Source organism: Fictibacillus terranigra (genome assembly GCF_030412265.1).
Taxonomy (GTDB): domain Bacteria; phylum Bacillota; class Bacilli; order Bacillales; family Fictibacillaceae; genus Fictibacillus_C; species Fictibacillus_C terrinigri.
In genome coordinates, this window is the sequence record NZ_JAUHLN010000004.1 from 306461 (window position 1) to 332700 (window position 26240).

31 protein-coding genes and 1 riboswitch are annotated in these 26240 nt (G+C 45.0%); of the genes, 18 read left to right on the top strand and 13 right to left on the bottom strand.

Features of this window, described 5'->3' with window-relative positions:
• Window positions 1-130 precede the first annotated feature (130 nt).
• Window positions 131-1942: a Xaa-Pro dipeptidyl-peptidase gene (locus QYF49_RS19485; RefSeq protein WP_290401257.1), complete on the top strand. Its 1812-nt coding sequence runs from the start codon at window positions 131-133 to the stop codon at window positions 1940-1942.
• A gap of 46 nt (window positions 1943-1988) precedes the next feature.
• Here QYF49_RS19485 and QYF49_RS19490 read toward each other — a convergent pair whose 3' ends face one another.
• On the bottom strand, window positions 1989-3545 hold the full coding sequence (locus QYF49_RS19490; protein ID WP_290401258.1) for an ABC-F family ATP-binding cassette domain-containing protein: 1557 nt from the start codon (window positions 3543-3545) through the stop codon (window positions 1989-1991).
• A 154-nt stretch (window positions 3546-3699) separates the two neighbouring features.
• Here QYF49_RS19490 and QYF49_RS19495 point away from each other — a divergent pair, with 154 nt between their 5' ends.
• Window positions 3700-3879, top strand: a complete 180-nt coding sequence (locus QYF49_RS19495) for a DUF2188 domain-containing protein (RefSeq protein WP_290401259.1) — start codon at window positions 3700-3702, stop codon at window positions 3877-3879.
• Between the two features lie 702 nt (window positions 3880-4581).
• Here QYF49_RS19495 and QYF49_RS19500 read toward each other — a convergent pair.
• Complete coding sequence (locus tag QYF49_RS19500) at window positions 4582-5187, bottom strand: class I SAM-dependent methyltransferase (protein WP_290401260.1); 606 nt, start codon at window positions 5185-5187, stop codon at window positions 4582-4584.
• A gap of 199 nt (window positions 5188-5386) precedes the next feature.
• On the opposite strand from QYF49_RS19500, the gene QYF49_RS19505 reads away from it, so the two are divergent.
• A complete protein-coding gene (locus tag QYF49_RS19505) occupies window positions 5387-5863 on the top strand; it encodes a MerR family transcriptional regulator (protein ID WP_290401261.1) in 477 nt (158 codons plus the stop codon).
• A 24-nt stretch (window positions 5864-5887) separates the two neighbouring features.
• On the top strand, window positions 5888-6352 hold the full coding sequence (locus QYF49_RS19510; protein ID WP_290401262.1) for an SRPBCC family protein: 465 nt from the start codon (window positions 5888-5890) through the stop codon (window positions 6350-6352).
• Between the two features lie 50 nt (window positions 6353-6402).
• Here the strand turns inward: QYF49_RS19510 and QYF49_RS19515 are convergent, their stop codons facing one another.
• Window positions 6403-7038: an SdpI family protein gene (locus QYF49_RS19515; RefSeq protein ID WP_290401263.1), complete on the bottom strand. Its 636-nt coding sequence runs from the start codon at window positions 7036-7038 to the stop codon at window positions 6403-6405.
• Window positions 7035-7322, bottom strand: coding sequence for an autorepressor SdpR family transcription factor (locus QYF49_RS19520; RefSeq protein ID WP_290401264.1), 288 nt, complete (start codon window positions 7320-7322; stop codon window positions 7035-7037). The genes QYF49_RS19515 and QYF49_RS19520 overlap by 4 nt, the downstream gene beginning before the upstream one ends.
• Window positions 7323-7525: 203 nt before the next feature.
• On the opposite strand from QYF49_RS19520, the gene QYF49_RS19525 reads away from it, so the two are divergent.
• The gene (locus QYF49_RS19525; protein ID WP_290401265.1) at window positions 7526-8260 is read left to right on the top strand and encodes a hypothetical protein; all 735 of its coding nucleotides are present in this window, start codon (window positions 7526-7528) and stop codon (window positions 8258-8260) included.
• Between the two features lie 35 nt (window positions 8261-8295).
• On the opposite strand, the gene QYF49_RS19530 is transcribed toward QYF49_RS19525, so the two are convergent.
• A complete protein-coding gene (locus QYF49_RS19530) occupies window positions 8296-8451 on the bottom strand; it encodes a hypothetical protein (protein WP_290401266.1) in 156 nt (51 codons plus the stop codon).
• Window positions 8452-8516: 65 nt separating this feature from the next.
• Window positions 8517-8801 carry a hypothetical protein gene (locus QYF49_RS19535; RefSeq protein ID WP_290401267.1) on the bottom strand — a complete coding sequence of 95 codons (285 nt, stop codon included), beginning with the start codon at window positions 8799-8801 and terminating at the stop codon, window positions 8517-8519.
• Window positions 8802-8860: 59 nt separating this feature from the next.
• On the opposite strand from QYF49_RS19535, the gene QYF49_RS19540 reads away from it, so the two are divergent.
• On the top strand, window positions 8861-9133 hold the full coding sequence (locus tag QYF49_RS19540) for an NUDIX hydrolase (RefSeq protein ID WP_290401268.1): 273 nt from the start codon (window positions 8861-8863) through the stop codon (window positions 9131-9133).
• Between the two features lie 29 nt (window positions 9134-9162).
• Here the strand turns inward: QYF49_RS19540 and QYF49_RS19545 are convergent, their stop codons facing one another.
• Complete coding sequence (locus QYF49_RS19545) at window positions 9163-9567, bottom strand: hypothetical protein (RefSeq protein WP_290401269.1); 405 nt, start codon at window positions 9565-9567, stop codon at window positions 9163-9165.
• 114 nt (window positions 9568-9681) lie between these two features.
• Here QYF49_RS19545 and QYF49_RS19550 point away from each other — a divergent pair, with 114 nt between their 5' ends.
• Window positions 9682-10050: a DnaJ family domain-containing protein gene (locus QYF49_RS19550; RefSeq protein ID WP_290401270.1), complete on the top strand. Its 369-nt coding sequence runs from the start codon at window positions 9682-9684 to the stop codon at window positions 10048-10050.
• 122 nt (window positions 10051-10172) lie between these two features.
• On the opposite strand, the gene bshB2 is transcribed toward QYF49_RS19550, so the two are convergent.
• The 4 genes from bshB2 to pdxK form a co-directional block, all read right to left on the bottom strand.
• Window positions 10173-10835, bottom strand: coding sequence for a bacillithiol biosynthesis deacetylase BshB2 (bshB2, locus tag QYF49_RS19555; protein WP_290401271.1), 663 nt, complete (start codon window positions 10833-10835; stop codon window positions 10173-10175).
• Between the two features lie 11 nt (window positions 10836-10846).
• Window positions 10847-11197, bottom strand: a complete 351-nt coding sequence (locus QYF49_RS19560; RefSeq protein WP_290401272.1) for a YojF family protein — start codon at window positions 11195-11197, stop codon at window positions 10847-10849.
• A gap of 119 nt (window positions 11198-11316) precedes the next feature.
• A complete protein-coding gene (locus QYF49_RS19565) occupies window positions 11317-11517 on the bottom strand; it encodes a YfhD family protein (protein WP_290401273.1) in 201 nt (66 codons plus the stop codon).
• Window positions 11518-11600: 83 nt separating this feature from the next.
• Complete coding sequence (gene pdxK / locus QYF49_RS19570) at window positions 11601-12413, bottom strand: pyridoxine/pyridoxal/pyridoxamine kinase (RefSeq protein ID WP_290401274.1); 813 nt, start codon at window positions 12411-12413, stop codon at window positions 11601-11603.
• Window positions 12414-12637: 224 nt separating this feature from the next.
• Between pdxK and QYF49_RS19575 the strand changes: the two genes are divergently transcribed.
• Window positions 12638-13144 (top strand): PTS sugar transporter subunit IIA, encoded by a 507-nt coding sequence (locus tag QYF49_RS19575; protein WP_290401275.1) that lies wholly within the window; start codon window positions 12638-12640, stop codon window positions 13142-13144.
• 37 nt (window positions 13145-13181) lie between these two features.
• Here QYF49_RS19575 and metH read toward each other — a convergent pair whose 3' ends face one another.
• Window positions 13182-16625, bottom strand: coding sequence for a methionine synthase (metH, locus tag QYF49_RS19580; protein ID WP_290401276.1), 3444 nt, complete (start codon window positions 16623-16625; stop codon window positions 13182-13184).
• Window positions 16618-18465, bottom strand: coding sequence for a bifunctional homocysteine S-methyltransferase/methylenetetrahydrofolate reductase (locus QYF49_RS19585; protein ID WP_290401277.1), 1848 nt, complete (start codon window positions 18463-18465; stop codon window positions 16618-16620). Before QYF49_RS19585 ends, metH begins: the two co-directional genes overlap by 8 nt.
• A 98-nt stretch (window positions 18466-18563) precedes the next feature.
• Window positions 18564-18676: riboswitch (SAM riboswitch) on the bottom strand.
• Between the two features lie 168 nt (window positions 18677-18844).
• Between QYF49_RS19585 and QYF49_RS19590 the strand changes: the two genes are divergently transcribed.
• The 10 genes from QYF49_RS19590 to QYF49_RS19635 all read left to right on the top strand — a co-directional run bounded on the left by QYF49_RS19590 (window position 18845) and on the right by QYF49_RS19635 (window position 26176).
• A complete protein-coding gene (locus QYF49_RS19590; protein WP_290401278.1) occupies window positions 18845-19090 on the top strand; it encodes a spore germination protein in 246 nt (81 codons plus the stop codon).
• 28 nt (window positions 19091-19118) lie between these two features.
• Window positions 19119-19361, top strand: a complete 243-nt coding sequence (locus QYF49_RS19595) for a spore germination protein (protein WP_290401279.1) — start codon at window positions 19119-19121, stop codon at window positions 19359-19361.
• Window positions 19362-19461: 100 nt separating this feature from the next.
• On the top strand, window positions 19462-19695 hold the full coding sequence (locus tag QYF49_RS19600) for a spore germination protein (protein WP_290401280.1): 234 nt from the start codon (window positions 19462-19464) through the stop codon (window positions 19693-19695).
• 156 nt (window positions 19696-19851) lie between these two features.
• Window positions 19852-20646: a serine hydrolase gene (locus QYF49_RS19605; protein WP_290401281.1), complete on the top strand. Its 795-nt coding sequence runs from the start codon at window positions 19852-19854 to the stop codon at window positions 20644-20646.
• Window positions 20647-20735: 89 nt separating this feature from the next.
• Window positions 20736-22142, top strand: a complete 1407-nt coding sequence (locus QYF49_RS19610; protein ID WP_290401282.1) for an amino acid permease — start codon at window positions 20736-20738, stop codon at window positions 22140-22142.
• A 181-nt stretch (window positions 22143-22323) separates the two neighbouring features.
• On the top strand, window positions 22324-23721 hold the full coding sequence (nhaC, locus tag QYF49_RS19615) for a Na+/H+ antiporter NhaC (RefSeq protein ID WP_290401283.1): 1398 nt from the start codon (window positions 22324-22326) through the stop codon (window positions 23719-23721).
• Window positions 23722-23847: 126 nt separating this feature from the next.
• Window positions 23848-24900: a phosphotransferase gene (locus QYF49_RS19620; RefSeq protein ID WP_290401284.1), complete on the top strand. Its 1053-nt coding sequence runs from the start codon at window positions 23848-23850 to the stop codon at window positions 24898-24900.
• Window positions 24897-25547, top strand: a complete 651-nt coding sequence (locus QYF49_RS19625; protein ID WP_290401285.1) for a phosphatase PAP2 family protein — start codon at window positions 24897-24899, stop codon at window positions 25545-25547. Before QYF49_RS19620 ends, QYF49_RS19625 begins: the two co-directional genes overlap by 4 nt.
• 123 nt (window positions 25548-25670) lie before the next feature.
• The gene (locus QYF49_RS19630) at window positions 25671-25904 is read left to right on the top strand and encodes a hypothetical protein (protein ID WP_290401286.1); all 234 of its coding nucleotides are present in this window, start codon (window positions 25671-25673) and stop codon (window positions 25902-25904) included.
• The gene (locus tag QYF49_RS19635; protein ID WP_290401287.1) at window positions 25904-26176 is read left to right on the top strand and encodes a hypothetical protein; all 273 of its coding nucleotides are present in this window, start codon (window positions 25904-25906) and stop codon (window positions 26174-26176) included. The genes QYF49_RS19630 and QYF49_RS19635 overlap by 1 nt, the downstream gene beginning before the upstream one ends.
• Window positions 26177-26240: the final 64 nt, after the last annotated feature.

The window sequence follows — 26240 nt, forward strand, 5'->3', positions numbered from 1 at the left end:
AGTATAGGTTAGTAATAATTTCCTGTTTTATCTGTGTTTGTTCTATATCTGCAAAATTTTACAAAATTTTCAGTTATCATTAGATAACAGCATGAAAATTTATATCTTTTATTAAAAAGGAGGAGATCCATTGCTGAAAAGGCCGCTTTCTCTCACATTATGTTCTGCATTATTGCTCCCAATCATGATGGGGGCAGGTGTGCCAGACAACAACCTGCATAACAAGACAAAGGTTGTGCAGAATCCCGTCATCAAAGATGGGATGACGCAGCCCGTCTATTCGCTGGACGAGGCTGTTACTGAAAAGGTATTTATAGAAACGAAGTTTGATAGTGACAGAGATGGGAAGCGTGACCGGATCCATGCGGATATCATCCGTCCAAAGGAAACAGAAGAAGGGCTTAAGGTCCCGGTTATTTATGAAATGAGCCCATACCGTGCAGGGCTGGAAGATGTACCTGTTTATGATGTGAATACGGAGCTCTATGCAGTACCGAAGAAGAGCGGTCAAGGAAATCATAAGGGGAAACCTTTTGCCGTAGGCAGTGCCGGAAACCTCCCGGGTTACTATGATGATTATTTCGTCCCAAGAGGATATGGGGTCGTGCTTGCGGAAAGCATTGGTACCGGGTTTTCCGGCGGCTGTCCGACAACAGGGGACGAACGGGAGATTCAAGGAACGAAAGCAGTCATTGACTGGCTGAACGGGAGAGCGAAGGCATATACCTCCGACGGAAAAGAAGTAAAGGCAGATTGGAGTACAGGCAACGTCGGAATGACCGGTGTATCGTACAATGGAACCCTTCCAAACGCTGTAGCGGGAACCGGTGTGAAAGGTCTGAAAACCATCGTACCGATTGCGGCCATCAGCAGCTGGTACGATTATTACAGAGGAAATGGTGCTGTCATCGCTCCTGGTGGATACCCTGGCGAGGATACAGACAACATGGCTGAAGCGATTTTGACTCGGGAAAATCCGGAAGCCTGCAGAGATGTGATGAAAGAACTGACAGTAGGACAGGATCGAAAGACAGGGGATTACAATAAATACTGGTCACACAGAGATTATGTGAAAAATGCCGATCAAGTCAAGGCTAGCGTCTTTGTCGTTCACGGGTTGAACGACTGGAATGTGAAGACAAAGCAATTCGCACAATGGTGGGAAGCGCTCGGACAAAACCATGTACCCCGCAAGCTTTGGCTTCATCAAGGGGGACATGCCAACCCCTACAGTTTCAGAAGAGATGTATGGCTGCCGACGTTAAACAAATGGTTTGATTACTGGCTGTACAACGTAAAAAATGACGTCATGGAAGAGCCAGCAGTAGACATTCAGCGTGAAGACAAACATTGGGATACTGAGAGCAGCTGGCCGGCTAGGAGTACGAAACAGGTGGAGCTGTATCTTCAGCCGAAAGCGCTCAGCAAAAAGCCTGGCCGTCATAAACAAAAAGAGCGGCAAACCATCTTTGATGATGCGCAGCAAAAAGCAGAAGACCTTGTATTGAATCCGGAAACAGATTCGGCTAACCGACTCGCATATGTAACACCAAAGTTAGAAAAGAATGTCCGTATTAGCGGAACACCGAAAGTGAGCATCCGTGCAAGCATCGACCGTCCCGTTGCGAATCTGACAGCATTACTCGTTGATTACGGGCCTGAAAAGACCGAGATAGTAACACGTGGATGGCTGGATCCACAAAATCTCCGTTCAGAGTCCCGGTCACAGGCTCTTACTCCTGGAAAATCGTATGCATTGGAGTGGAGCCTTCAGCCGGATGACTATGTGGTCCAGGCGGGCCACAAATTAGGATTGGTCCTGCTGTCCAGTGATTACCACTATACCCTTCGTCCCAAGTCAGGGACTAAAATTACTGTGGAGCCGCAAAAGAGCGAGCTGATTCTCCCTGTGACTGGAGGTAGCCATTCGCTTCAATGGTGAAACCAAAAAAAGCCTGCTGTCCTGTACAGCAGGCTTTTTAAAAGCATTAAAACACTTTTGTCGTCCAGTCTTCGCAGTTCCACACTTCAGTAACGACCTCACGGTAAAATTCCGGTTCGTGGGAGATCAGCAGGATGCTTCCTTTGTAGGCCTTTAACGCCCGTTTCAGTTCGTCCTTAGCATCGACATCCAAATGGTTGGTCGGCTCATCCAGAACAAGGAGGTTCGTTTCGTTATTGATCAGCTTGCAGAGCCGGACTTTTGCTTTTTCTCCTCCGCTGAGTACCTGTACTTTGCTTTCAATATGCTTGGTGGTCAGGCCGCATTTTGCGAGAGCGGCACGGACCTCATGCATGTTGAAAGAAGGAAACTCGCTCCAAACCTCGTCAATACACGTATTATTGTTATTGCTTTTGATCTCCTGCTCAAAGTATCCGATATGCAGATATTCGCCTCGTTCCACAGAACCGGAGATCGGCTTGATTTCACCCAGAATACTGCGAAGCAATGTTGTTTTTCCGATACCATTCGCTCCGACAAGCGCGATCTTTTGGCCCCGTTCCATTCTTAGGTCAAGCGGGCGGGATAACGGTTCGTCATATCCAATTACGAGATTTTTTGTTTCAAAGATCATTTTTCCTGAGGTACGGGCTTCCTTGAAATTGAATTCAGGCTTTGGTTTTTCCTTGGCCAGCTCGATGACCTCCATTTTATCCAGCTTTTTTTGGCGGGACATCGCCATGTTTCGAGTGGAAACACGAGCTTTATTTCTCGCAACAAAATCCTTCAGCTCGGAAATTTCCTGCTGCTGGCGTTTGAAAGCTGCTTCCAGCTGCTGTTTTTTCGCTTCGTGAATATGCTGGAAGTTATTGTAGTCTCCTACATAGCGGTTAAGCTCTTGATTTTCCATGTGATAGATCAAGTTGATCACACTGTTCAAGAACGGAATATCATGCGAAATTAAAACAAATGCATTCTCATATTCCTGAAGGTAGCGCTTCAGCCACTCGATATGCTGTTCATCCAAGTAGTTCGTCGGCTCATCCAGCAAAAGGATCTCAGGCTTTTCAAGCAACAGCTTTGCCAAAAGAACCTTTGTACGCTGCCCGCCTGACAGGTCATGTACGTCACGGTCAAGGCCGATATCTTCTAGACCGAGTCCGCGAGCGATCTCTTCTACCTTTGCGTCAATTATATAAAAATCGTTATTTGTTAACGTGTCTTGAAGGACACCAACATCCTCCAAAAGTTTTTCTAGCTCTTCAGGTGTCGCTTCCCCCATTTTTTCGTACATGCCGTTCATTTCGTTTTCAACATCAAAAAGGTATTGAAACGCACTTTTCAGCACATCGCGAATGGTCATTCCCTGCTGAAGGACTGTGTGCTGATCAAGGTAGCCAACACGCACTTTTTTTGCCCATTCTACTTTACCTTCGTCTGGCTGCAGCTTGCCGGTGATAATGTTCATGAAGGTGGATTTTCCTTCACCATTTGCTCCGATCAATCCGATGTGTTCTCCTTTTAGGAGACGGAAGGAGACATCATTAAAAATCGCACGGTCACCAAAGCCGTGGCTTAAGTTTTTTACGGTTAAAACACTCATCTATATGCACCTTTTCTTGTTTGTTAAGATCACCATTTGATTATAGTATTAATTGCAGGGAGAACTCAATCTTTATGGGGGAATTTACTAAGAATGTTTCAAGCTGAAGTGAAATGGTAAAGTCCTCTTGAAATGATGGAAAAGGAGGAGCGGCATGATGCATGATTACAGTGTGGTTCCCAATCAGGGGGAAAACGGCTGGGTCGTCAAAATTCAAAATACAGCACCGAGCGGCACTTACTCAAGCCGGTCAGAAGCTATTGCACTTGCAAAAAATCAGCCGAGGAAGACAAACCCAGCAGGCTGCTTGTTTAGGATACTGAGCTTAGAGTAGCAGAAGAGAAGCGATTTTAACGCAGAACGTTAAAAGGCATGAAAAAAGGAGCCTTGGGTCCAAGACTCCTTCAATGTGTTGCGTTGTTCAACCTACGTGGTTTGATGCTTTTTTACTTATTGATTCGTACTACAAAATACTCACTGCTTTATTCTGCTTCGGGTTCCCACTATTAGGTCCAGCTCTTGGTTCTTCGCAAGTTTCGGAACAAAAACTGTTCCGATTCATGAGAGTTCCCCTCCGTTTGGCTCTGAATAGTGTTTTCACTCATTTAATCACAAATACAATTCAAACTCTGCTTTAAATCGCTCTTTCACACGTGCATTCACTATCTGGTCCATCTCTCGGATCATTGCAAGTTTCGGAACTGTAGACGTCCTTAACCATTTGCAAACCTCCTGTATATGGCGTATAGTGTTGCATCTTGCCTCAAACATAGAGCTGATCTGTTCACACATCGTACCTATTACTGCCTAAACGTCTTGCTTAGTCTTGCTTTACAAAAATATGAACCACGCTAATCTTTTATTCCTATTTCTGTGTTGCATTCACTATTCGGTCCATCTCTTGGCTCATTGGATGTTACGGAACGATTGTTCTTTCTCATCTCAATTCCCTCCATATGGGTGACATAGTGTTGCATGGTTTGTTTACCCCGTCTGAAAGAAATAAAACTTCATTTACAATAAAATTTTATAATTTTTACACTGGCTTGGCAGCTGTTACGATCACGGCATCCACAGGTCTCATGTTCTTCACGCTTGCGGAAATATGAGAAAAACCTGCCTCCTTTAAATAAAGGGAGATAATCCTTCCGATTTCTTTTGTAGTATCATCATCTGCTCCTTTTTCGTGTGGCTGAAGGGTAACAGCTATACGGGCCTGTTCCTTCATCAGACTCTTGATCTTTTTAAGATCCCCAATCGGATCCTTCCAGATGAAGATGGAATTTACGGTATACACGCCATCAAATTTCGGTGTGTGCTCATCGGCTGAAGTGATGGGACCTTCAAACAGCTCCACGCGTCCTTCTTTTATGAACGAATCGTTCCGTGATTCTGCTTGTTTCTTCATGACATGTGAAACATCATAGCCGACGATGCGGCAGGAGGGATAGTTGCTGCACACATATTCAATGCCTACACCCGGCCCATAACCCACTTCCAGGAGACGGTCGCCCGCTCCCGGCTGCAGTGCAGAAATGGTCCATTCATTCAGTTCCTTGTTTTCGCTGGACATGATTTTTCCCGCAAGCTTACCGAGCAGACCCTCGGGTTTTTCAAATTGTTCGAAGATATTTTGCCTCATATGGTACACTCCCACCCTTTGGATTCTATAATCAATGTACCCGAAAAAAGGGGAATCAAAAAGCTGATATTATAAGCTGCTGTCAGCCATTCGAAAAAATATTTTCAGAAAATTTCATTAAATGCTTGAACCTTACGTAACGGCATGTTGTACAGTAGAGTTGCCGGCAGTAAGCTTGCGAAAAAGGAAGGAGCTGATTATGGAGGGAAAATATAAGATTGGTGAACTGGCCGCAGTAGCAGGGCTGACCGTTCGTACGCTGCGATATTATGATCAAATTGATTTATTATCACCATCAGCGCATTCTGGCTCAGGGCACAGGCTATATGATAAGAATGATTTTTTTCGCCTGCAGCAAATACTTGCCTTAAAGGAGTTGGAGGTATCTTTAGAGGAGATAAAATCGATTTTAAATGATAACCAATACAATCCATTAGATTTCGCATGGCTTCAAATTACCCGGATTAAGAAAAATATCAATGCCCAGCAAAAGCTTTTAAAAGCGTTATTAAATGTAGCAGGCCATATGGAAAAGGAAGAGAAGGTATCGGTAAAAGACTTCTCGATGCTGCTGTCAATGATGAATAAGCATCATGAAGAATTTTTAACTGAACGGAAGGGAAGTATCGAGCGCAGCTTGGACCGTCTAGGTGATTTTCTCACAGAAAAGGCTTAAGAATTGGATAAAGGAGGATAAATGATGAGTGGACGATCAGTTTCACATGACACGTTTATTATTGACCGCTACTACGATGTAACGCCTTCAAGAGTATATACGGCCTGGGCCGATCCAGATGAGAAAGCCTTGTGGTTTCCCATTGGGGAAGAATTCGATTTTCGGGTTGGCGGAAGAGAATATAGCCAAGGAATAGCGCCTGATGGACATCAATATACCTATGATGCTATTTATCAAGAAATCGTTCCAAGCGAGCGGATCATCTATTCATACGCGATGGATCTCGATAAAACAAGAATTTCAGTCTCTGTTGCAAGCGTCGAATTTAAAGCGAAGGGAAGCGGTACCCAGCTTCTATTAACGGAGCAGGGGGCTTTTCTGGATGGACTCGATAACGTGTCTCAAAGGGAACATGGAACAAAAATACTATTGGACAAACTTGGAGAAACGCTATTACCAGCGAGCTCTAAAAAATACATTAAAAAATGAGCAACCGGCTGAAATTTTATCAGCCGGTCTCTTTTTTTTAAACAGCATGGCTACATTTTACTCGTGAAGTCCTTTTTCTTTTTGAAAAAATAGTAGGATGAGCCGACAGAAACGAGTGCAGCACCGAGTATGGAGGGCAGAATAATAAAATCTCTCCACTCGGAAGGTGCTAATAAAGCAAGCAGAACAATAATGCCAGCAGCGACAAACACCTTGGAACTGAAGCGGTGGGTCTGACGCCAGACGTTCTCATCAGCCAGTGTCCACGGAGTCTTGATTCCAACAAAATAGTTCGGTTTTACCTGCTGCATATAGTTTCCAAGAACGATAAACAATCCTCCAAGAATGACAGGCATCAAAGAGTTCATCGATAGGTCATAACCAAGTCCGGTCAGAATAACCATCAGATTGATCAGGAAAAAAAAGACGAACAGGGAAGAGTTAATTATAGAATAGCTGCGCGAGAAACTTTTGTAATTTTCTTTTTTAGGGTCGATCTTTGGCAAGAAGCGGAATAGTAAATACAAAAGAATCATGATGCCAAGATTCGTCAGCATGGCGCCGAGTTTGGTAGAGTATCCGTCAATTTCCCCCTTCATGTTCCAGTGGATGGGGAGTTCAGCCGGGAGTTTGGAGTAAAACACAAGCCAAAGAGCAGCTGCAGCAAGAATGAGCAATAATTTCATTTTTCGTTCTCTCCTTTAACCTTATAATCGGATTGCATGACACCCATGAACCAGTTCATTACATCATGAAAAACGGTTGTATTCAGAGAGTAGATGACGAACTGGCCTTGCTTCACATCTTGTATAAGTCCGGTTTTCTTTAAGGTGTTTAAATGATGGGAGATGGTAGGTTTGGTCATTTCAAAATGATCCGCAATTTCGCCCGCGCTCAAGTCCTGGTTTTTTAACAGATCAAGGATCTTACGGCGGGTGGGGTCCGCTAATGCCTTAAATACTTCATTCAATAAAATCCACTCCATTTGGAAGAAAAAGTATTTAGATGTTTATCTAAATATTACACAGAAAAGAAGGGGTTGTAAATAGGCAGGCAGTTCAATGTAACCAAAATGAAAGCTTTTTTTGATGATCGTCTAAAAAGAAAAAAATTTTTGGGGAAAATGGAATCCAAAGAGATTATCGTTCAAACTAACGAAAGGAGGATGTACGTATGAATTACTTTGAGCATTATCTGAAGGACATCCAGTCTCTCCCGATCAAAAGCCGCTACACAAAAGAGGACTTGCTGCTGCCTCAGTTTCGCATCGAACAAAACGGAACGCTTGACATTTATTATTCTCCTCATAATGAAATTGTGAATGACCAAGGAAAAGTAGTCATTGTAGGAATTACACCAGGCTGGATTCAGATGGAGAACGCGTTCCGCACAGTGAGAATGCTGATGGATGAAGGAAGAGAAAAGATGGAAATGTTAGAAGCAGCCAAAGAATCTGCCCAGTTTTCCGGAAGCATGAGAAAGCACCTGGTCCAAATGCTGGATGAGCTCGAACTGCCTGCCTTTTTAAGCCTTTCAGAGGCGGCCTCATTATTTAAAGGAAACAGGAAGCTGCTGCACACCGTTTCTTTGCTGAAATACCCTGTATTCGCCGGAAATAAAAATTATACAGGACACCAGCCGTCAATAAAGAGCAGTCCTGTTCTCATGAAATATGCGCGGGACACACTTAAAACAGATATTCAGCCATTGCAGAATCCACTGATCATTCCTTTGGGCAGAGCGGTAGAAGATGTTCTTCTTCTATTTATTGACGAAGGGGAAATGGATGAGTCACGATGTTTGCTTGGTTTCCCGCATCCTTCAGGTGCCAATGGCCATCGCCACAGGCAGCTTAAAGAAAGAAAAGAGGAGCTTCAGCAAAAACTAACAGATTTTTTTAAGCAATAAAAGGGGCCGCCGGTGTACCAGCGGCAGCATTTCTTTTACTCTTCTTCTTTTCGGTTTTTGAATGCTTCGTTCGTCACAATGTAGGGATCGACTTCCGCCTTTTCTTTTCCCTGTTTAGGAGTGATGCTGCCTTCCGGGAAATTACCAGGATGCCCTTTTTTCCTGTGTTCAAACTCTTTTCCTCGAGACAAATGGATCTTCCTTTCGTTTTATGGAATAGTCGTTACGTAAAGATTATGTTCTGATTGGCGATGTTTTAAACCATACCGACCAGTTCAACCGAAACGTCGTTAAATAATCCATTGCCGATATATTGGCCGTCAAGATCGAACTGCCAGTCATGAGGGCCGGCTTCGATATGTATGATCCCCGGCATGATATCCATTGTAATGGAAGTGATAAGTGAGACAGAGATCTGGTCATTCGTAAAATCCTCCGCTACTTTATAAGCAATTTTCATTAAATGCTCATCTATGATATTTAAATCCTTTTCCTCAAAGGCCATTACAACATTCATTACGGTATATTCGTAAATGTTCATCCGCTCATCCCCTTAAGCTTATTTAAAACTATCATTTCCAAAAAACTATGAATCTATTCATGATGAATCAGCAAATACCCTCTTTCGGGAAAAAAGAAGCTGGATTGCAATACATACGCAGAACAGGCGTGTATGCTATTATTTTTGACGATCGGAGAGAAAAAATAGCCGTAATGAAGACCCAGAAGGGCTTCTTCTTGCCTGGAGGGACAGAGGGTGAGGAGTCACATGCTGAATGCTTGCAGCGCGAGGGCAACGGAAGAACTGGGATGGAGCAGTCTCATCAAACAATAGATTGGGCGGGGGGGATGTTGCACAGGCTTATCAGTTAATGTGAAAAGAGCCGGATATGAGCCGGCTCTTATTTAACGCTTGGCATTTCTTTTACAACAATGACCGGTGTTGTTTTGCGCAGTAAACAATCATCCAGTTCACCTAAAGGGATAAGGCCCAGAGTCATGGCTGCTTCAATCTTTTGCTTGTCTGGCTGCTTTGTTGTGATGATACAGTCCTGGAGATTGAGTTCCTGCAGTTTTTGAACTGTTTTTTCTGTATGAAAGCTTTCTGATTTTCGGATCTGGCGCTGAAGTTTATAGCTGCCGTACTGAACCTCGCCTTTTTCACTCTCGCCACAAGTAAAATCAAAATGAGCATTAAACTTCTTTTTCAGCTCTGACAACTCGGCATCGATTGCTTTGGCTTGCTGGTTCAGTTCGTGAAAGCGGGAAACCATCTCCTCGGTAACTTGTCCACTTTTTGTTTTCACAGTTTTAATCCCCCTCTAATTTACTTATTACAATCTATGGCGAGTAAGCAGTAGATAGTACTGTGTAGTATAATTAAAGGAGGTTAAACACTCGTTTAAAGGAGGCATCAATCTATGGATTTTGCGTTTTTGATGGCAGAGCAGCGCATTAAGGATGCGATTGATAACGGAGACTTCGATCATTTGCCGGGAAAAGGGAAGCCGCTGGAGCCGGAAGACCTTTCAGCTGTTCCTCCTGAATTAAGAATCGGTTATAAAATCCTGAAAAATGCAAACATCCTGCCTGAAGAACTTCAGCTGAAAAAAGAGATGATGACGCTTCAGGACATGATCGGCTGCTGTATGGATCCGGGCGAAAAGGAAAAGTTAAAGAAAAAATGGAATGAAAAACCGCTCCGTTTCAACCATTTGATGGAAAAGCGAAGCATCACAACATCACCCGCATTCGGTGCCTATAAAGATAAAATTTATAAAAAGTTTTAAATGCCTCGGGATATGGAAGCCATTTTTATGGCAACAGCTGCAAAAAGGAATAGCAGCATCACATTAAAAAAGACTGATCCTGATGACACTTCATGTGTCCTTCAGGCATCAGCCTTTTTCATTTAAAATTTATAGGTCCAAAATTGTTCTCTGTTCATTCGTTTTAACACTTCTGGCACTTTGTCTTTGTTTTCTTCAGCCATTGCCGCGATGATCCACTCCGTTTGGGAGCGGTGGGCTTTAATGGCTTCAAGTTTTTGATCGGAGACGGAACTCACATCGTTGATCACATCGGGTTCACCGAGCATTTCGTAACAGTCATTGGAAAAAGCGACACAATGAACGGCAGGACGCTTATCTGCAGGAAGCTGCTCAACCGCTCTGATGACTGCGGCTCCCGTGGCTTCATGGTCAGGGTGGACGCTATAGCCAGGATAAAATGTAATGATGAGTGAAGGTTTCAGTTCATCAATGACGTTTTCGATTCGCGCAGCCAATGTTTTGGGGTCTTCGAACTCAACGGTTTTATCCCGCAGACCCCAGCATCGTAAATCGCTGATGTTTAAGACACCGGCAGCCGTTTCCAGTTCTTTTTTTCTGATTTTCGGCAACGATTCTCTGGTGGCAAACGGCGGATTCCCCATATTGCGCCCCATCTCACCCAGCGTTAGGCAAACATAGGTGACAGGTACTCCTTTTTTTGTATTCATCGCAATGGTTCCTGATACCCCAAACGCTTCATCATCAGGATGTGGGAAAACGACTAAAACATGTTCATGTGACATACGTTTACCTCCTATTCAAACGGATGAGGGCTCAGCTGAAGCGCGACCGCTAATTTGCCTTCCGCATCATGGCCAGCAAGCAGAAGCTGGCCGTCTTCGTTGACTTCCCAATGCGTCAAGCCTTCAGCGTAAACCCATCCAATGTTAATTTTTAATCCAGCACGGTAAGGTGATTTTTCTCCTGTGATCACCCCGCGCTCGAAATTTATTTTGGCGTTTCGTATATAGGCGCCCACTGAAAAAAAGGACTGATTAAAGTGAGAGGCGTATGCTCCGTTCGTTGTTTCCAAATGTAAATAAACATCCTGGTTCAAGAATTTGTCGATCTCATTCTGAACCGTTTCTGGTGTAATCGGCTGCAAGGGTTTCCCTCCTCAAAAAGCTTCATTTCAATCATTATACTTTAAGGATGACAAAGCGTTAAATAAACTGCTTACATAAAAAAGAGGCATTAAAAATATTTAATCCCTCTTAGTTCTTTCTATTTTTGATCTTCATCATCCTTGCGAACAGCTTCCGTTGGATCAAAACCCGGCCGTGATTTCAGTTCATAATGAGAAGTCAGTTCTTTAGCAAGTTCCACTTCCTTATTGTCATGTACAATTTCATTCTTTGGAACTTGAGGAAGCTTGGCTTTGTTTTTATCGCGTGCCGGCTGTTTATGGCTGTTGCCTCTGCCCATGGTTAACCCACCTTTTTTCTTAAAATCGTATGTGAGTAGAATCCCTAGGAATGGCTTTTTTTATTCACTCCTCATTCTCTGGTTCAGCGATTTTTTGAATTGCGGTACGCACTGTGGTCAGTGGGCCCAACGTACTGGTTCAGCGGGAACGAATGGCGGATCGCTTCTGTAATAAAATCTTTTGCAACAGCGATCGCTTCTTTTACAGTCTTTCCTTTCGCCAACTCTGCAGCGACGGCAGAAGAATACGTACAGCCGGCACCATGCGTGAAGGTTGTATCAATGCGTTCAGATTCAAGGATGTCAAAGTTATCGCCATCAAACAGGACATCGACTGCTTTTTCATGAACAAGTTTGCCGCCGCCTTTTACGATGACATACTTGGCGCCTCCAGCCTGAATCTTTTGCGCTGCTTCCTTCATTTGTTCGATCGTCGTAATTGGTGCCATCCCGCTTAGGTGGGCGGCTTCAAATAAATTCGGTGTGACGACGGTTGCTTTAGGAACGAGAACGTTTTGAAGTGTTTCGGCCAATTCCGGCTGCAGCGGTTCGGCCCCTTTACATACCATAACAGGATCGACCACTACATTTTTAATGTCATATTTATCAATGGCTTCTGCTGTCGCATGAATAACATCCACTGAAGCGAGCATCCCCGTTTTTACTGCATCAACGCCGATACCGGCAAGAACCGTTTCAAGCTGTGCTTTAAAAAGATCGAGTGGAAGCAAGAATACTTCATGATACCAGTCCCTATGAGGATCCTGGGCCACCACTACATTGATGGCTGTCATGCCATATACTCCGAGCTCCTGGAAAGTTTTTAAATCTGCCTGGATACCAGCTCCGCCGCTTGTATCGGAACCGGCAATGGTTAATGCTTTAAACTTACTCATTATCCAATCTCCTTTAATGACTGTCTTTAATTTTTTTTATAGGTCCTATTATATCAATGTTTGCTCTAGTGACAAAATCTTCTATTCTGCATGAAATTTACTGGATGTTCGTTTACACTGCTTAAAAACAGTGAAAAGTAAAAGCAGAAAGGGATTTCTTTGCTTCATTTGTCCAACTTATGTTTTACTAAATAACAAACAAACTATATGAAAGGATGAATCGTATGCTCAAAAAATTATTTGGTAAAAAAGAAAATAAAGCACCAGCCGAAGAGATTATTGTTTCACCATTGAACGGTGAGGTCATTCCCCTTGAAGATGTGCCAGATCCTGTTTTCTCAGAAAAAATGATGGGCGATGGCATAGCGATTATGCCTGAAGACGGTGAGCTAATGTCTCCTGTCGATGGTGAAATCCTTCAAGTATTCCCGACCAAACATGCTGTTGGCATTAAAACACAATCGGGCATGGAGGTTCTCATTCACATCGGCCTTGAAACGGTCATGATGAAAGGGGAGGGCTTCACATCTCTTGTAAAAGAAGGCGATCGTGTAAGAACCGGTCAGCCGCTCATTTCCTTTAATGTAGATCTTGTGAAGGAAAAAGCAAAAAGTACGGTTACTCCTGTCATCATTACGAATGGCGATAAAGCTGGCGCCATTGAAAAGTTCAGCAGTGAACATGCCCAAGCCGGCACGACAAAGATTATGCAAATCACGGATATTAAATAAAAAACAGGAAAGAAGAGAGAATCTTCTTTCCTGTTTTTTATACTAGCACATTAAAATAGCGGGCTTCAGGGTGAGAGAATACAAGGGCTGTTACCGATGCTTCAGGTTCCATCATGAATCCCTCTGTCAGCTGAATGCCGATCTCTTCGGGCTGAAGGAGTTTAAACAGCTTTGCTTGATCTTCAAGATCCGGGCAGGCTGGGTAACCAAATGAGAAACGCTGGCCTTGGTATCTCGCTGAAAAGCGATCCTGCATCGAAAGAGTAACAGGGTCAGGGAACCCCCACTTATCCCTCATCTGGCGGTGAATGAGTTCTGCCAGTCCTTCCGCCGTTTCAAGCGCAAGAGATTGGAGCGCGAAGCTTTCCAAAAAACGGCCTTCGGCTTTAAGCTGCTGCGCACGCTCACGGATGCCGCTTCCTGCGGTTACTGCAAAGAATCCGACATAATCCATCTCGCCGCTGTCGACCGGCTTGGCGTAGTCTGCGAGGCAGAGGTTTGGTTCTCTCGTCTGCCGTGGAAACTCGAATGTCTCAATGATACGGGAAGTATCGTTAGGATCATAGATATAGAGCCTCTCTCCATCCGACTGTGCAGGGAAGAATTGATAAAGTGCAGCAGGAGCGATTAATTTTTTATCCTGGCTCTCCCGAAGCAGCTCATCGACGATTCCTTTTATCTCCAGTGCCCGTTCATCTTTCTCCGCAAGGAGGCGTGAGACCTTTCCCTTCACCCCTAAATGGTGACCGAGGAGCATCTGCAAATTAATATAAGGAACTACAGAAGATAAAGGGTACGACTTAAACACATGCCGTTCCGTATCTTTCGGCACAAAGACCTTAAGACTTTGATCAACAGAAGGACGAACCTTAGCAGGTACTGCAACCGCAGTGCCTGATCGAGAGGCTATAAGTTCCTTGTCTTCCGCTGGTGTTGCCTTCACAGCGGGCTTTTCAAACACCTCTCCTTTATGAAGCTTATTCGCAAGGCTCAACCCATCCATGGCATCTTTGGCGTACAGCACTGTACCCTCGTATTCATTGGCGATCCGGTTTTCTGTAAACTTACGGGTCAAGGCAGCCCCGCCCACAAGGATGGGCACGGATATGCCGGACTCCCGTAAATCGGTGGCGGTAAGCACCATCTGCTGGGCAGATTTTACAAGCAGTCCCGAAAGGCCAACTACATCCGGATTCTCCTTCTGTATGGCTTGAATCAACTCCTGCGAAGTTACTTTGATCCCAAGATCGACGACTTCATAGCCATTGTTGCCGAGGATGATATCGACGAGGTTTTTGCCGATATCATGGACATCCCCTTTCACTGTGGCAAGTAACACCTTGCCCTTTGTGCTGACCGCTCCGCTGCTCTCCATATGTGGCTCAAGGTGGGCGACGGCGGCTTTCATGACTTCGGCGCTCTGCAGAACCTCAGCTACAATGAGCTGATTATCGTTAAAGAGCCGTCCGACTTCCTCCATTCCTGCCATAAGCGGCCCGTTTATAATCTCTAATGGCGCATCATACTGAGACAGTGCAAGATCCAGATCAGGAATGAGTCCTTCCTTCGTCCCTTCGACAACATAAAAAGCGAGGCGTTCGTCAAGAGGAAGCTCCACGACAGGCGTTTTTGCCTCTTTTTTCTTGCCGCGGTAGAATTCCGTAAATGCAGCCAGATTTTCATCAGTCGTCTCAAACAGCAAGGCTTTTGCCATTTCTACTTCTTCTTCAGGAATAGAAGCGTAGCGCTCCAGCTTTTCCGTATTTACGATCGCGTAATCCAGACCCGCCTGAGTACAGGAATACAGGTACACAGCATTTAAAACTTCCCGCCCGACAGGGGGGAGACCGAACGAAACGTTGCTGATGCCAAGAATCGTTTGGCATTCAGGGAACGTTTCTTTCAGCTTTCTCAAGCTTTCCACCGTCGCGTTAGCGGAACCGATATACTGTTCGTCTCCTGTACCGACAGGGAAGACGAGAGGGTCAAAAATAATATCGCTCGGAGTGATGCCGTACTTATTGACAAGAAGATCATAGGATCGTTTGGCAATTTCAAGCTTACGGCCGGTTGTTACCCCCATGCCTTTTTCATCGATCGTTCCCACAACTACCGCGGCTCCGTAACGGGAGATAATGGGGGCGACTTTTTCAAACCGCTCCTCACCGTCCTCCAGATTAATCGAGTTGATGATGGCTTTTCCCTGAGAGTATTTCAGCGATTTCTCCAGTACTTCATCATCCGTAGAATCGATCACAAGAGGAACTTTTACCTTTTTTACCGCTTCTTTAATAAAATTTTCCATGTCCTCCAGCTCTTCGCGGTCAGGGTCGGCAAGGCAGATATCGATAACGTGAGCACCTTTTTTTACTTGAGCGCGGGCGATCTCAGCTGCTTCTTCAAACTTTCCTTCTGCAATGAGCCGCTTAAATTTACGTGAACCGATCACGTTGGTGCGCTCACCGACCATCAACGGGCGCATGGAAGGATCATCATAGATCAGCGGTTCAATCCCAGATACGGTATGGGAATGGCTTTCAGGGACAGTCCTCGGCTTCAGTGGCTTTAACGCTTCGGAGATGGCCCTGATATGATCAGGGGTTGTACCACAGCAACCGCCTGCGATGTTCAGCCAGCCTTCAGCGGCAAAAGCACTGATTTTCTTTGCAAGGGTCTCCGGTGTCTCATGATAGTTACCGTCTTCATCCGGAAGGCCGGCGTTCGGATAACAGCTGACCGCGGAAAGGGAGAGGGCGGAGAGCGAGCGGATATGGTCGGTCATGAATTCCGGCCCGGTCGCACAGTTTAAGCCAACTGCCAAAGGCTTCATGTGCTCCAGGGAGATATAGAAAGCTTCAATGGACTGGCCCGCGAGCGTCGTTCCCATCGGCTCGATGGTGCCTGACACCATAAGTGGGACTTCTTTTCCGGCGGATTTAAACGCTCGTTTGATACCGATAAAACCGGCTTTGACGTTGAGCATATCCTGGCTCGTTTCAAGAAGAAGAAGGTCGGCACCTCCGTCAAGGAGTCCCTTTGCCTGTTCTTCATACGAAGCGGTCAGCCCTTCAAACGTAGCTCCGCCTGTTACACTCAAGGTTTTCGTAGTCGGTCCCATTGCCCCGGCTACAAACCTCGGCCAGTCTGACGTTGATACTTGGTTAACAGCTTCCCGTGCAATTTCAGCTGCCTTTTTATTCGCTTCATACGCTTTATAGCCGATTCCGTATTCGTCGAGTACAAGATCAGTGGCGCCGAATGTATTTGTCTCTATGATGTCGGCACCTGCGTGTAAATATTGAAGATGAACATCGAGGATTACATCCGGACGGGTAAAGTTAAGGTTCTCGTTGCAGCCTTCCAGGTCTTCGCCGCCAAAATCTTCGGCAGTCAGATTAGCCTGCTGGAGAATGGTGCCCATCGCCCCGTCCATGATCAGTATTTTTTTCTTAAGCTGCTGTTGAAGGGTATGATTAGACATTCTGAATCCTCCTTGTTTGTTGGCGGTCAATTTCGTAGGCATATTGTGTCAGTTCAGCTGTCAGTTCGAATCTCATAAAAGGGGTGATCAAATAAATGCCGTTAAACAGCTCAGAAGCTGCATCAATCAGTGATTTTGAGATCTGAAGCCCTTCCCTTGCTGCAGATACCGGATCATCTTTAAACGTTGCCATGCGTTCACGTATCTGATCCGTCAGTTTGATGCCCGGCACCTCATAATGCAGAAAGTCGGCATTGCGGCTGGACGTGAGAGGCATGATGCCAACGTAGAACGGAACCGGCAAACCTTTGACGGCATCGTGGAACTCCATCAGTTTCTCTTCAGAGTAGACCGGCTGGCTGATAAAGTAATCCGCCCCGCTTTCTATTTTCTTCTCAGCCCGCTGAACCGCACGTTCCAGTGACTTTACATTCGGGTTAAAGGCAGCCCCAACTGTGAATTGTGTTTTCTGCCCCAAATCTTTTCCGGAAAGAGAGACACCTTCGTTGAACTGTTTGATCATTTTAATCAGTTCGATGGAAGTAACGTCATAGACACTGGAGGCTCCAGGGAAATCGCCGACCTTTGCCGGATCACCCGTAATCGCCAGGATATCGTGCAGACCGAGTGTATGAAGCCCCATTAAATGGGATTGAAGGCCGATGATATTCCGGTCCCGGCAAGCGAGATGGACGATGGGCTGGACGCCTGTCTGAGCTTTCGCCAATGAAGAAAGGGAAGTATTGCAGATCCTTGGAGATGCCAAAGAGTTGTCTGCAAGTGTAATCGCATCTGCACCGGCTTCTTTTAATGCCTTCGCGCCTTCAAAGAAAAGGGAAGTATCGAGCTTTCGGGGAGGATCGAGCTCCACGATCACTGATCGCCTCTCCTTTAAAATGCCAGGCAGGGAAATCTCAGGCTTTTGTCCTGCCTCACGTACGGCAACTGGCTCCGGCCTCTTTTTAACTACTTTTTCAGTAATCGGCTGCAGTCCATGCAGTTCTTTGGAGAATGCTTCAATATGAGCTGGCGTCGTACCACAGCAGCCTCCGAGCAGGCGGATACCCTGTTCTCTGAACAGTAAAGCACTGTTTTTAAAATACTCGGCGTCTCCTTCATACTGAAACTTTCCATCGACATAAGAAGGAAGACTGGCATTTGGATATGCGGAAAGGAAGGCGTGCTTCGGAATCTCCACTTCTTCGAGCGTCTTGATCATATGAAAAGGGCCAAGGCGGCAGTTGAGCCCAACGACATCTGCTCCTAAGTCTTCAAGGCGTCTAATCGCAGTGTTGATAGGCGTCCTGTCGTTTAACACTCCGACTTCCTGCAGGGAAATCTGTGAGATGATCGGGACACTGGTCTGGCTTCGTGCAATTTCGAGTACGGTTTCGAGTTCCTCCAGATCGTAAAAGGTCTCCAATAGCAGGCCGTCTACACCTTCCAACAGCAGACAGTAGAGCTGTTCCCGGAAGCTTCTCTTAATTTCTTCAATTGAAAGCGAGCTTGGACCGGTTCCACGGATTCCTCCGATTGTCCCCAGAACATACTCTCCATTCGCAGCTGCTTTTTTTGCAAGTTTCACAGCGGCACTGTTCAGATCTTTCACTTGCTCCTCCAAACCATATCTTTGCAGTTTAATATAGTTGGCGCTGTAAGTATTGGTCTGTATCACATGTGCACCAGCCTGAATGTAGGCCTGATGGATGGACTGAATCTGTTCAGGATGGGTCAGGTTCAGCTGTTCGAAACAGCAGTCCGTCCCATATGAGTATAGAAGCGTTCCCATGGCTCCATCAGCAATTAATATTTTGTCTTCCAGATCTTTTAATAATCCCATAACACGGTCCTCCTGTTGGTTCGGTATCTTCCAGCGGCCCAATAAAAATAAAAAAAGCCTTCTTAAAGAAGAAGACTTTGAAAATTTCGAGGTCATTCTTCTTATCTTTCAAGTTCATATCGAACTTGTTGGACTTAGCACCTTTTCAGCTTTTGAGCTGAAGGTTGCTGAGGTGTCAACGGGCCATTCCCTTAACCTCTCTGGATAAGAAACCAAATTACTATAAAATTAGTTCTCTATACTTTACAATAATTGTTGGAAGATTTCAATAGCTTTTTCAAATCGTAATATGGAGATGTCAGACCGGGAACATCCCTTTTTCACCTTTAAGGGACATTTATCATACACTACACCAACACTTTTAAAGGTGGGGATCACAATGCCGTGCATGGTTAATATTTATTATTTAAAGATAAACAGTCTGGCGAGCAACAGTTCACTGAATCTGGGATCAACCTTTCATAACAGCCACACAGCCAACACAAAATCCACTGGGGACAACAGTTCAGTAGGGGATCATTCACCGGCTGAAGCCATGATGAAGAACATGGTATACGATCCTGACATCAATGATCAAAACGAATACGGAAATGCGGATACAGCATTCAACAATCAGCCGGGATAAAGTTGAGAAAAAGAAGGGAGGTCTCTGCATGCCCTATCTGTTCAATATATTTAATATTAAAACAAACGGTGTGACCATGAACGGTAACATAGATATCGGCCCTACCGTCCATAACAGCCATACAGCCAACACAAAGTCAGTTGGTTCTACGGTTTCTCTTGGAGATTTTTCTCCTTCCACCGGATTCATGGTGAACAGCAACTTCGATCCGGATATCAGCGATCAGGGCCAGGTAGCGAACCCGTCAGCTCCAGTCGTTGCCCAGCCGTAAATCATGTCCGCCTGTTTTTAGGTAAACGAGTTGGTCTGTCCAATCACCTTTTTGTTCAAGCCATACACTGTAGGTAAAGAGCGAAAAGGATGGAACAGAATTGCGTTATTCTTTTAAAATCGGAAAGATCATCATAAACGGTATGCCTCAAAACGGTAACCTCGATATCGGAACAACCATCCAGAACAGCCATACAGCCAACACCAAATCGGTTGGAGCGGTTGTGGCGTTCGGTGACTGCTCAGATGCCTGTGCGTATATGATCAATATCAATGAAGATAACGACGAGAATGATATGAGCCAAAGCGAAGAACAGGACGACCAGAAGAAATAAAGAAGGAGCGCTAAGTAGGTGCGCTCCTTTTTCTTGCTGTCCGGGAAGGAGTTTTTTGCCCGGAAAAAGAAGGCTAGTAGTGGGAGGTTCGAACAGAATACGCGCCAATCTCTGCAAAATACAAATATATAATGCCCGGAAAGAAAGGAGCACGGAATGAAGTTAAATGAACTGAATAGCAGGGTAAATGGTATTATAGAAGCTCACAATGGAGATTATGCCTTCAGGATCGAAACGGAAGAGGGGCATATTGAGTATAGGGATGATGATATTTTTCCTGCGGCAAGCCTCATTAAGATACCGATCTTAATGGAGTCTTTCCGCCTGGCAGAACAAAAGCTGATTGATCTCTCTTCCAAAATTTCATTACATCAAGAAGGAAAAGCTGGAGGAGCCGGGGTTCTGCATCTCTTATCCCGTGAGGCAACCGTCACTTTGGCAGACGTTCTCATGTTGATGATTACGGTTTCTGACAATATGGCAGCCAACATCATGATTGAAAGAACGGGTATGGACAGAATTAATGCGCTGCTGGCTGAAATGGGCTGCAGCAAGACAGTGCTCGGTCGCAGGCTCATGGATTTTGAAGCGGTAAAGCAAGGAAAGAACAACTTTACTTCCGCAAGAGATGTCATTCTTCTGCTGAAGGAGATCGGACGCGGAAGGATGCTTAAGGAAGAGAGCAGGAAAGCCATTCTGCAGATCCTTCAAAATCAGCAGTTTCGGTATAAGCTGCCTGCTTACATGGATGAAGAAACGATCATGATAGCGAACAAGACGGGAGAACTGGAAGGGGTTGAGCACGATGCTGGCATCTTCACTTTAAAAGAAACGAAGATATATGCAGCAGTGCTTACCAATAACCTTCCTGACGAAGCGGAGGGGAGACAAGCTCTGTCGCTTATTGGGAAGGCGCTGAATGACTATATGCTGAGTTATCAAAAGAATTAGAAAAAATTGTTTTTGGCTTCTTCGACAAAAAATGATAAAATTATGAATACTTAATGAAAACGCATACATATTACATCAGAGGTGAACAGATGATTACAAATCAAAATGATCAAGGGCTCAAGCGAGGCATGAAAGCAAGGCATCTATTTATGATCTCCTTGGGCGGTGTCATCGGAACCGGATTCTTTCTCGGTTCGGGGATGACCATTCATGATGCTGGTCCGATAGGCGCAGTGATTTCTTATCTCGTCGGGGGCTTTATCATGTACTTGACGATGCTCTGTCTTGGGGAACTTTCGGTTGCCATGCCTGTATCGGGTTCTTTCCAAACGTACACGACTAAATTTATCGGGCCGGGAACAGGATTTGCTATTGGCTGGCTCTATTGGCTCGGCTGGGCAGTTACCGTAGCTCTTGAATTTTTCTCAGCTTCCGCTTTGATGCAGAGATGGTTTCCCCATTCAGAACTTTGGATGTGGAGCTTAATTTTTGCAGGAGTATTATTTGCATTGAACGCACTCTCTGCAAAAGCATTCGGAGAAGCAGAGTTTTGGTTTGCGAGTGTTAAGGTTCTCGCCATTATTTTATTTATTATTCTTGGCGGAGCGGCGATTTTTGGCCTGATCGATATAAAAGGCGACAGCTCAGCTCCAGGCTTCACAAATTTTGTTTCAGCCGGCTGGTTTCCGAATGGATTCAGCGCGCTGTTTGTCACCATGATTGCGGTTAACTTCTCTTTCCAGGGAACAGAGCTGATTGGTATTGCATCTGGAGAAAGTGAAAATCCTGAAAAAACCATTCCACGCTCCATTCGTCAAACGGTTTGGAGAACACTTTTCTTTTTCGTTCTTGCGATCGGTGTGCTTGCGGCTTTAATGCCGATGGCTAAAGCAGGAAAAGTGGAAAGCCCGTTTGTCGTCGTCTTTGACAGCATCGGGATCCCGTATGCTGCGGATATCATGAACTTTGTTATCTTAACAGCGCTGTTATCAGTTGCTAACTCTGGTTTGTATGCGGCAACTCGTATGCTGTACTCGCTTTCGAAAGAAGGAATGGCAAGTCCGGCTCTTGGAAGGGTGAACAAACGCGGGATTCCGATGAACGCGTTGTATATCACGATCGGCGTCGCCTTGCTTTCTTTATTGTCCGCATTTAAGGCCGAAAAAACGGTGTTTGAATGGCTTCTGTCATTGGCAGGCCTCGGTGCACAAGTGGGCTGGATTGCCATTACCGCGTCACAGTTCGCGTTCAGAAGAAAGTTCATTCGTGACGGAGGAAAGGTTGAGGATTTGAAGTTTAAAGTGCCATTGTTTCCTATTCTTCCGCTTTTCGCTACTGCGCTGAACCTTGGTGTATTGATCAGTATGGCCTTTGATCCTGAACAGCGCCTTGCCCTTTATCTGGGTGTTCCCTTCTTTATCGGCTGCTATCTTTATTATTACCTGGTCATTAAGAAAAGAGAGAAAACAGGCGCTCTGCAGCGTAAAGCGATATAAGCAATAACAGCATCTCGATTAAGGGGTGCTGTTTTTTTGTTCCTATTTTCCAATTATTGTTTTTTGGTTGACAGGATGCAGCAACTCTATTACTATTGGATATTGTACAACAGCACTTCAACGCATAAAAGCGTTTAAGTATTTAAGTGAAGAAAGAGTATTGCATCTGGGAGAGGTCATCATGAACAGTAAAATCAAATTGCCAGGAGTCATCCTGTTATTCTTATTAATTGTAGCAACAATGTTTACAAGCCTTGTTGTTCTAAAGGTAGAACCCCATATTCCGTTGTTCTTTTGTGTCATACTGACTGGTATTTTTGCCGTGCTTTGGGGAGCGGACTGGAAAGTCATAGAGAAAGGGCTCATATCAGGAGTCATAAGCGGCATTCAGCCATTGCTTCTTTTGATTATGATCAGTTTTGTTATCGCAAGCTGGATGATGAGCGGAGCGGTTCCAACCCTTTTATTTTATGGGATGGACTATATGAGGCCCGAATGGTTTGCTCTAAGCGCTTTATTCATTACCATATTGGTTTCAACGTTTACTGGCAGCAGTTTTACGACCGCCAGTACGGTGGGGGTAGCTCTCATGGGAATTGCTCATGTGATGAACATGGATCCTGGCTTAGCAGCAGGAGCCATCGTTTGTGGGGCGTGCTTTGGAGACAAGATGTCACCGCTGTCTGATTCCACCAATCTTGCTTCGGGCACGGTAGGTGTCAATTTATTTGAACACATCCGCCATATGATGTGGACCACTGTCCCCGCTCTGATCATTACCGCAGTCATCTTTTTCTTTGCCGGCCATCAGCCCCAGGGAACATCGATTGTACAGCTGGCTGAAATGAAAAAAACGTTGGGTGAACACTTTACCATTACACCGTTCACACTTATTTCACCGTTAATCGTAATGGTAATGGCGTTCCGAAAGTTGCCGATCATTCCAACGCTGCTTACCGGAGTATTTACCGCTGTCCTCACGACACTCATCCTGAATCCGGACTTTACGATTTCTCATATGATCAATGCGCTGGAAAATGGATTGAATATGAAGACAGGGAACGAAGCGGTGGATGCGATTGTAAACAAGGGCGGTCTTATCCCGATGATGTGGTCGGTATCACTGATCATCATTGCACTGTCGCTTGGCGGGCTTCTTCAGGAGCTTGGAATGATTGATATCATGATTCGTTCATTTGAGAACTCGCTTAAGACAACCGGCCATCTCATTGCAGCAGCTGCTGCATCAGGGCTTGGAGTAAACCTTCTGACAGGTGAGATGTATCTTTCTATTATTCTTCCGGGGCAAGCCTTTAAAAAGCACTTTGAAAAAAACGATGTCCCGTTAATAAATCTTACCAGAACGATGGAGGATGCGGGTACCCTGATCAATCCTCTCATTCCGTGGAGTGTGAGCGGCGCCTTTTTCGCAGCTGCCCTAGGGGTATCAGCTCTTGATTATATCCCGTATGCTTTTTTACTGTATTTGTCACCGCTGTTCACCTTGTTTTACGGGTACACAGGAATTGGATTGGCCAAGACAAAAGCTCATGCAGAAGCACTAACTAAAGCTTCATAAAATAATGGTGCATCAGGATTCCCTCCTGATGCTTTTTTTATTTGTGTGAATGCAGGCTTCGTTTAGTTCATATGATGAAATGATTAAGTGTGCATATGCAGAACTAAAGGAAGGGAGGCGGGAGTGATGAAACACGTTCGGGGCCAAAAAGTCTTTTTATCTGATGCTGACCTGACATCCCTGATCTACACTCACTATGGATTAACGGTCCATTTCATTGAGCGTGTACTCGCTATTCCAAAGGTGCATACGGATCAAGGGATCTTTGGTTTTAAGAATGCGAACGAACTGAAGGATCTGCCGTTTGTCGCCCATTGTATTGAATGGGTGAAACAAAACCACTTTGCCTGTATCCCAAGCGTCCTGCCATGTCATAATGGACAGGTATATTTTGAATATAAGAATGAACTGTACTATATGGAAGAGTGGGCGAAGGGCAGGGATATCCTGTTTGCAGACCTTTCATTGTGTGAAAGGATAGGGGCTGCACTCGCTCATTTTCATCACGCATCTGAAGGGGCTGTACCTCCTCCGGACAGCTACCGGATGGAGTTCGGCAGCCGAACCCATAAATTGAACGGCCTTTACCAGAATATTCAAAAATGGAAGACAGAATATAAGCCTGTTCCGGAATGGAACTTCGAGCCGTGGATGCTGGAAGTGCTTGAAAAGCGATGCAGGCTGGCTTATTCCTATATCCAACGGATGGAAGAAGAGCATGGCGAAGTGAAAGGAGTCCTATGCCACGGCAGTCTGCACCAAAGGAACATCCTGCTGGACGAGGATCACAAGATTTATTTCATTGATGTGGAGTCTTTGGTATTTGCAGAACGCTCTTATGATCTCGCATCGTTCATCCACTATTATGCACCGTCATTCAATTGGAATCCTGCGGTCATCTACCGATTTATTAAAGGTTATCAGGAACATTCCAAACAGTCTCTCTCATTTAATGAATGGAAGTTTTTATTCTCCTTTCTTGCGTTTCCGAGAAGGATTGAAAGCTGGTGCCATCGCCATTTCGGGAGCCTAACACCTTCAGAATCTACGTATTTTAAGCTGCTCGGCATCCTTGTTCACGATCAGACAAAGGAAAGTCTGTTTACACAATTCGGTCCAGATATACTGGAGTCATCATTTCAGCTGTTTCATGAAATGGCAAAGGGGAGGTTGGGGTGAGAAGGCAAACGATTGCAAGAGGCTTATCTAATCCTTTTAAAGTACTCCTTTTCGCGCTGTTTTTTTGCGGAGCTTTTCTTGTGTTTTCAGCCATTGTTAATACACCATTCATAAAAGAGCTTGACCGGTGGACGATGGCCGCTGTTATATCGATACGGACACCCAAATGGACATCTGTCTTTATGTTTGTTCAGCAGATGGGAAATAAGCTGCTCATCTTTCCAATGATCACAATCATCGGCCTGTATCTTGCTTTGTTTAAAAGGTTCCATGAAAGCTTGTTTCTCTTCTCAACGGCGGCAGGGGCCTTTATTTTGGACGGGTGGCTGAAATCCTATTTTCACCGGCCTCGGCCTTCTGCTCAAGCTCTTATTTTAGAAAATGGGTTCGGCTATCCGAGCAGACACACGATGCTGGCCATGGCTCTATACGGCAGCATGAGCTTTTTAATGTGGACAAGATTACGGGGGAAAGGCACTCATTCGGCCATAAAGCTCCTTTCGTTAACCATCGCACTCGTTCTGCTCGTTGGGTTCAGTATGATTTATCTTGGCGCCCACTATCCGGCAGATATTTTTGGCGGCCTGTTAGCCGGAGCGGCCTGGCTCTGTTTTTGCTGCGCCTGGTTTATGCACATAAAAGAATAATGGTTCAGTAGGCGTTGGCATAAGCCAGCTGCATCGGTTTGGACATACAATACAGAGGAAAACTCCAAGGAACAACGATTTAAACGTTCATTTAATCATATGGAAAGGAGCCGTCGGGAGAAAATGAGCCATGGTTATCACCACCAGAATGAATTGGAGCACTATTACCAGCACTATCAATACCATGCTGAGATGTGTAAATATTATTATCAGCTCATGTTTGGCGAACAGAAAGAAACAGCAGAATACATGCTGCCTCCTAATATTGAGGTCAAAGAAAAGTGGAAGACCAAAACCTCCTACGAGAAGACCTATGCTCCCATTCAGTATCAGCCAGAGCAGGAAAAGCAGAACTGATGCTGACGTACGACGATTATGTCTATGCTCTGTTGATCTGGTGCTCCCAACTGAAAAAGGACGTCCAAACAGCTGCGGACGATTGCGGGGAATTCCGGATCAGAGAGATCATCAAAGCCTATGAAAAGCGGATCGCCACATTCACCAAAGGACTCTATGATCTTCAGGAGTTAAAAACGTCTGGAAAAATCAGAGCAATTGAATCTCAGGCCCTCTGCTTATATAAAGAATGGAGCAGAGTTCAACTGCTTCTTAAAAACAGCCTTTCATAAAGGTTGTTTTTTTGTTTTTATAATCACTCCTCTATTCCAATTCCAGTATTGAAAGTGCTTTCAT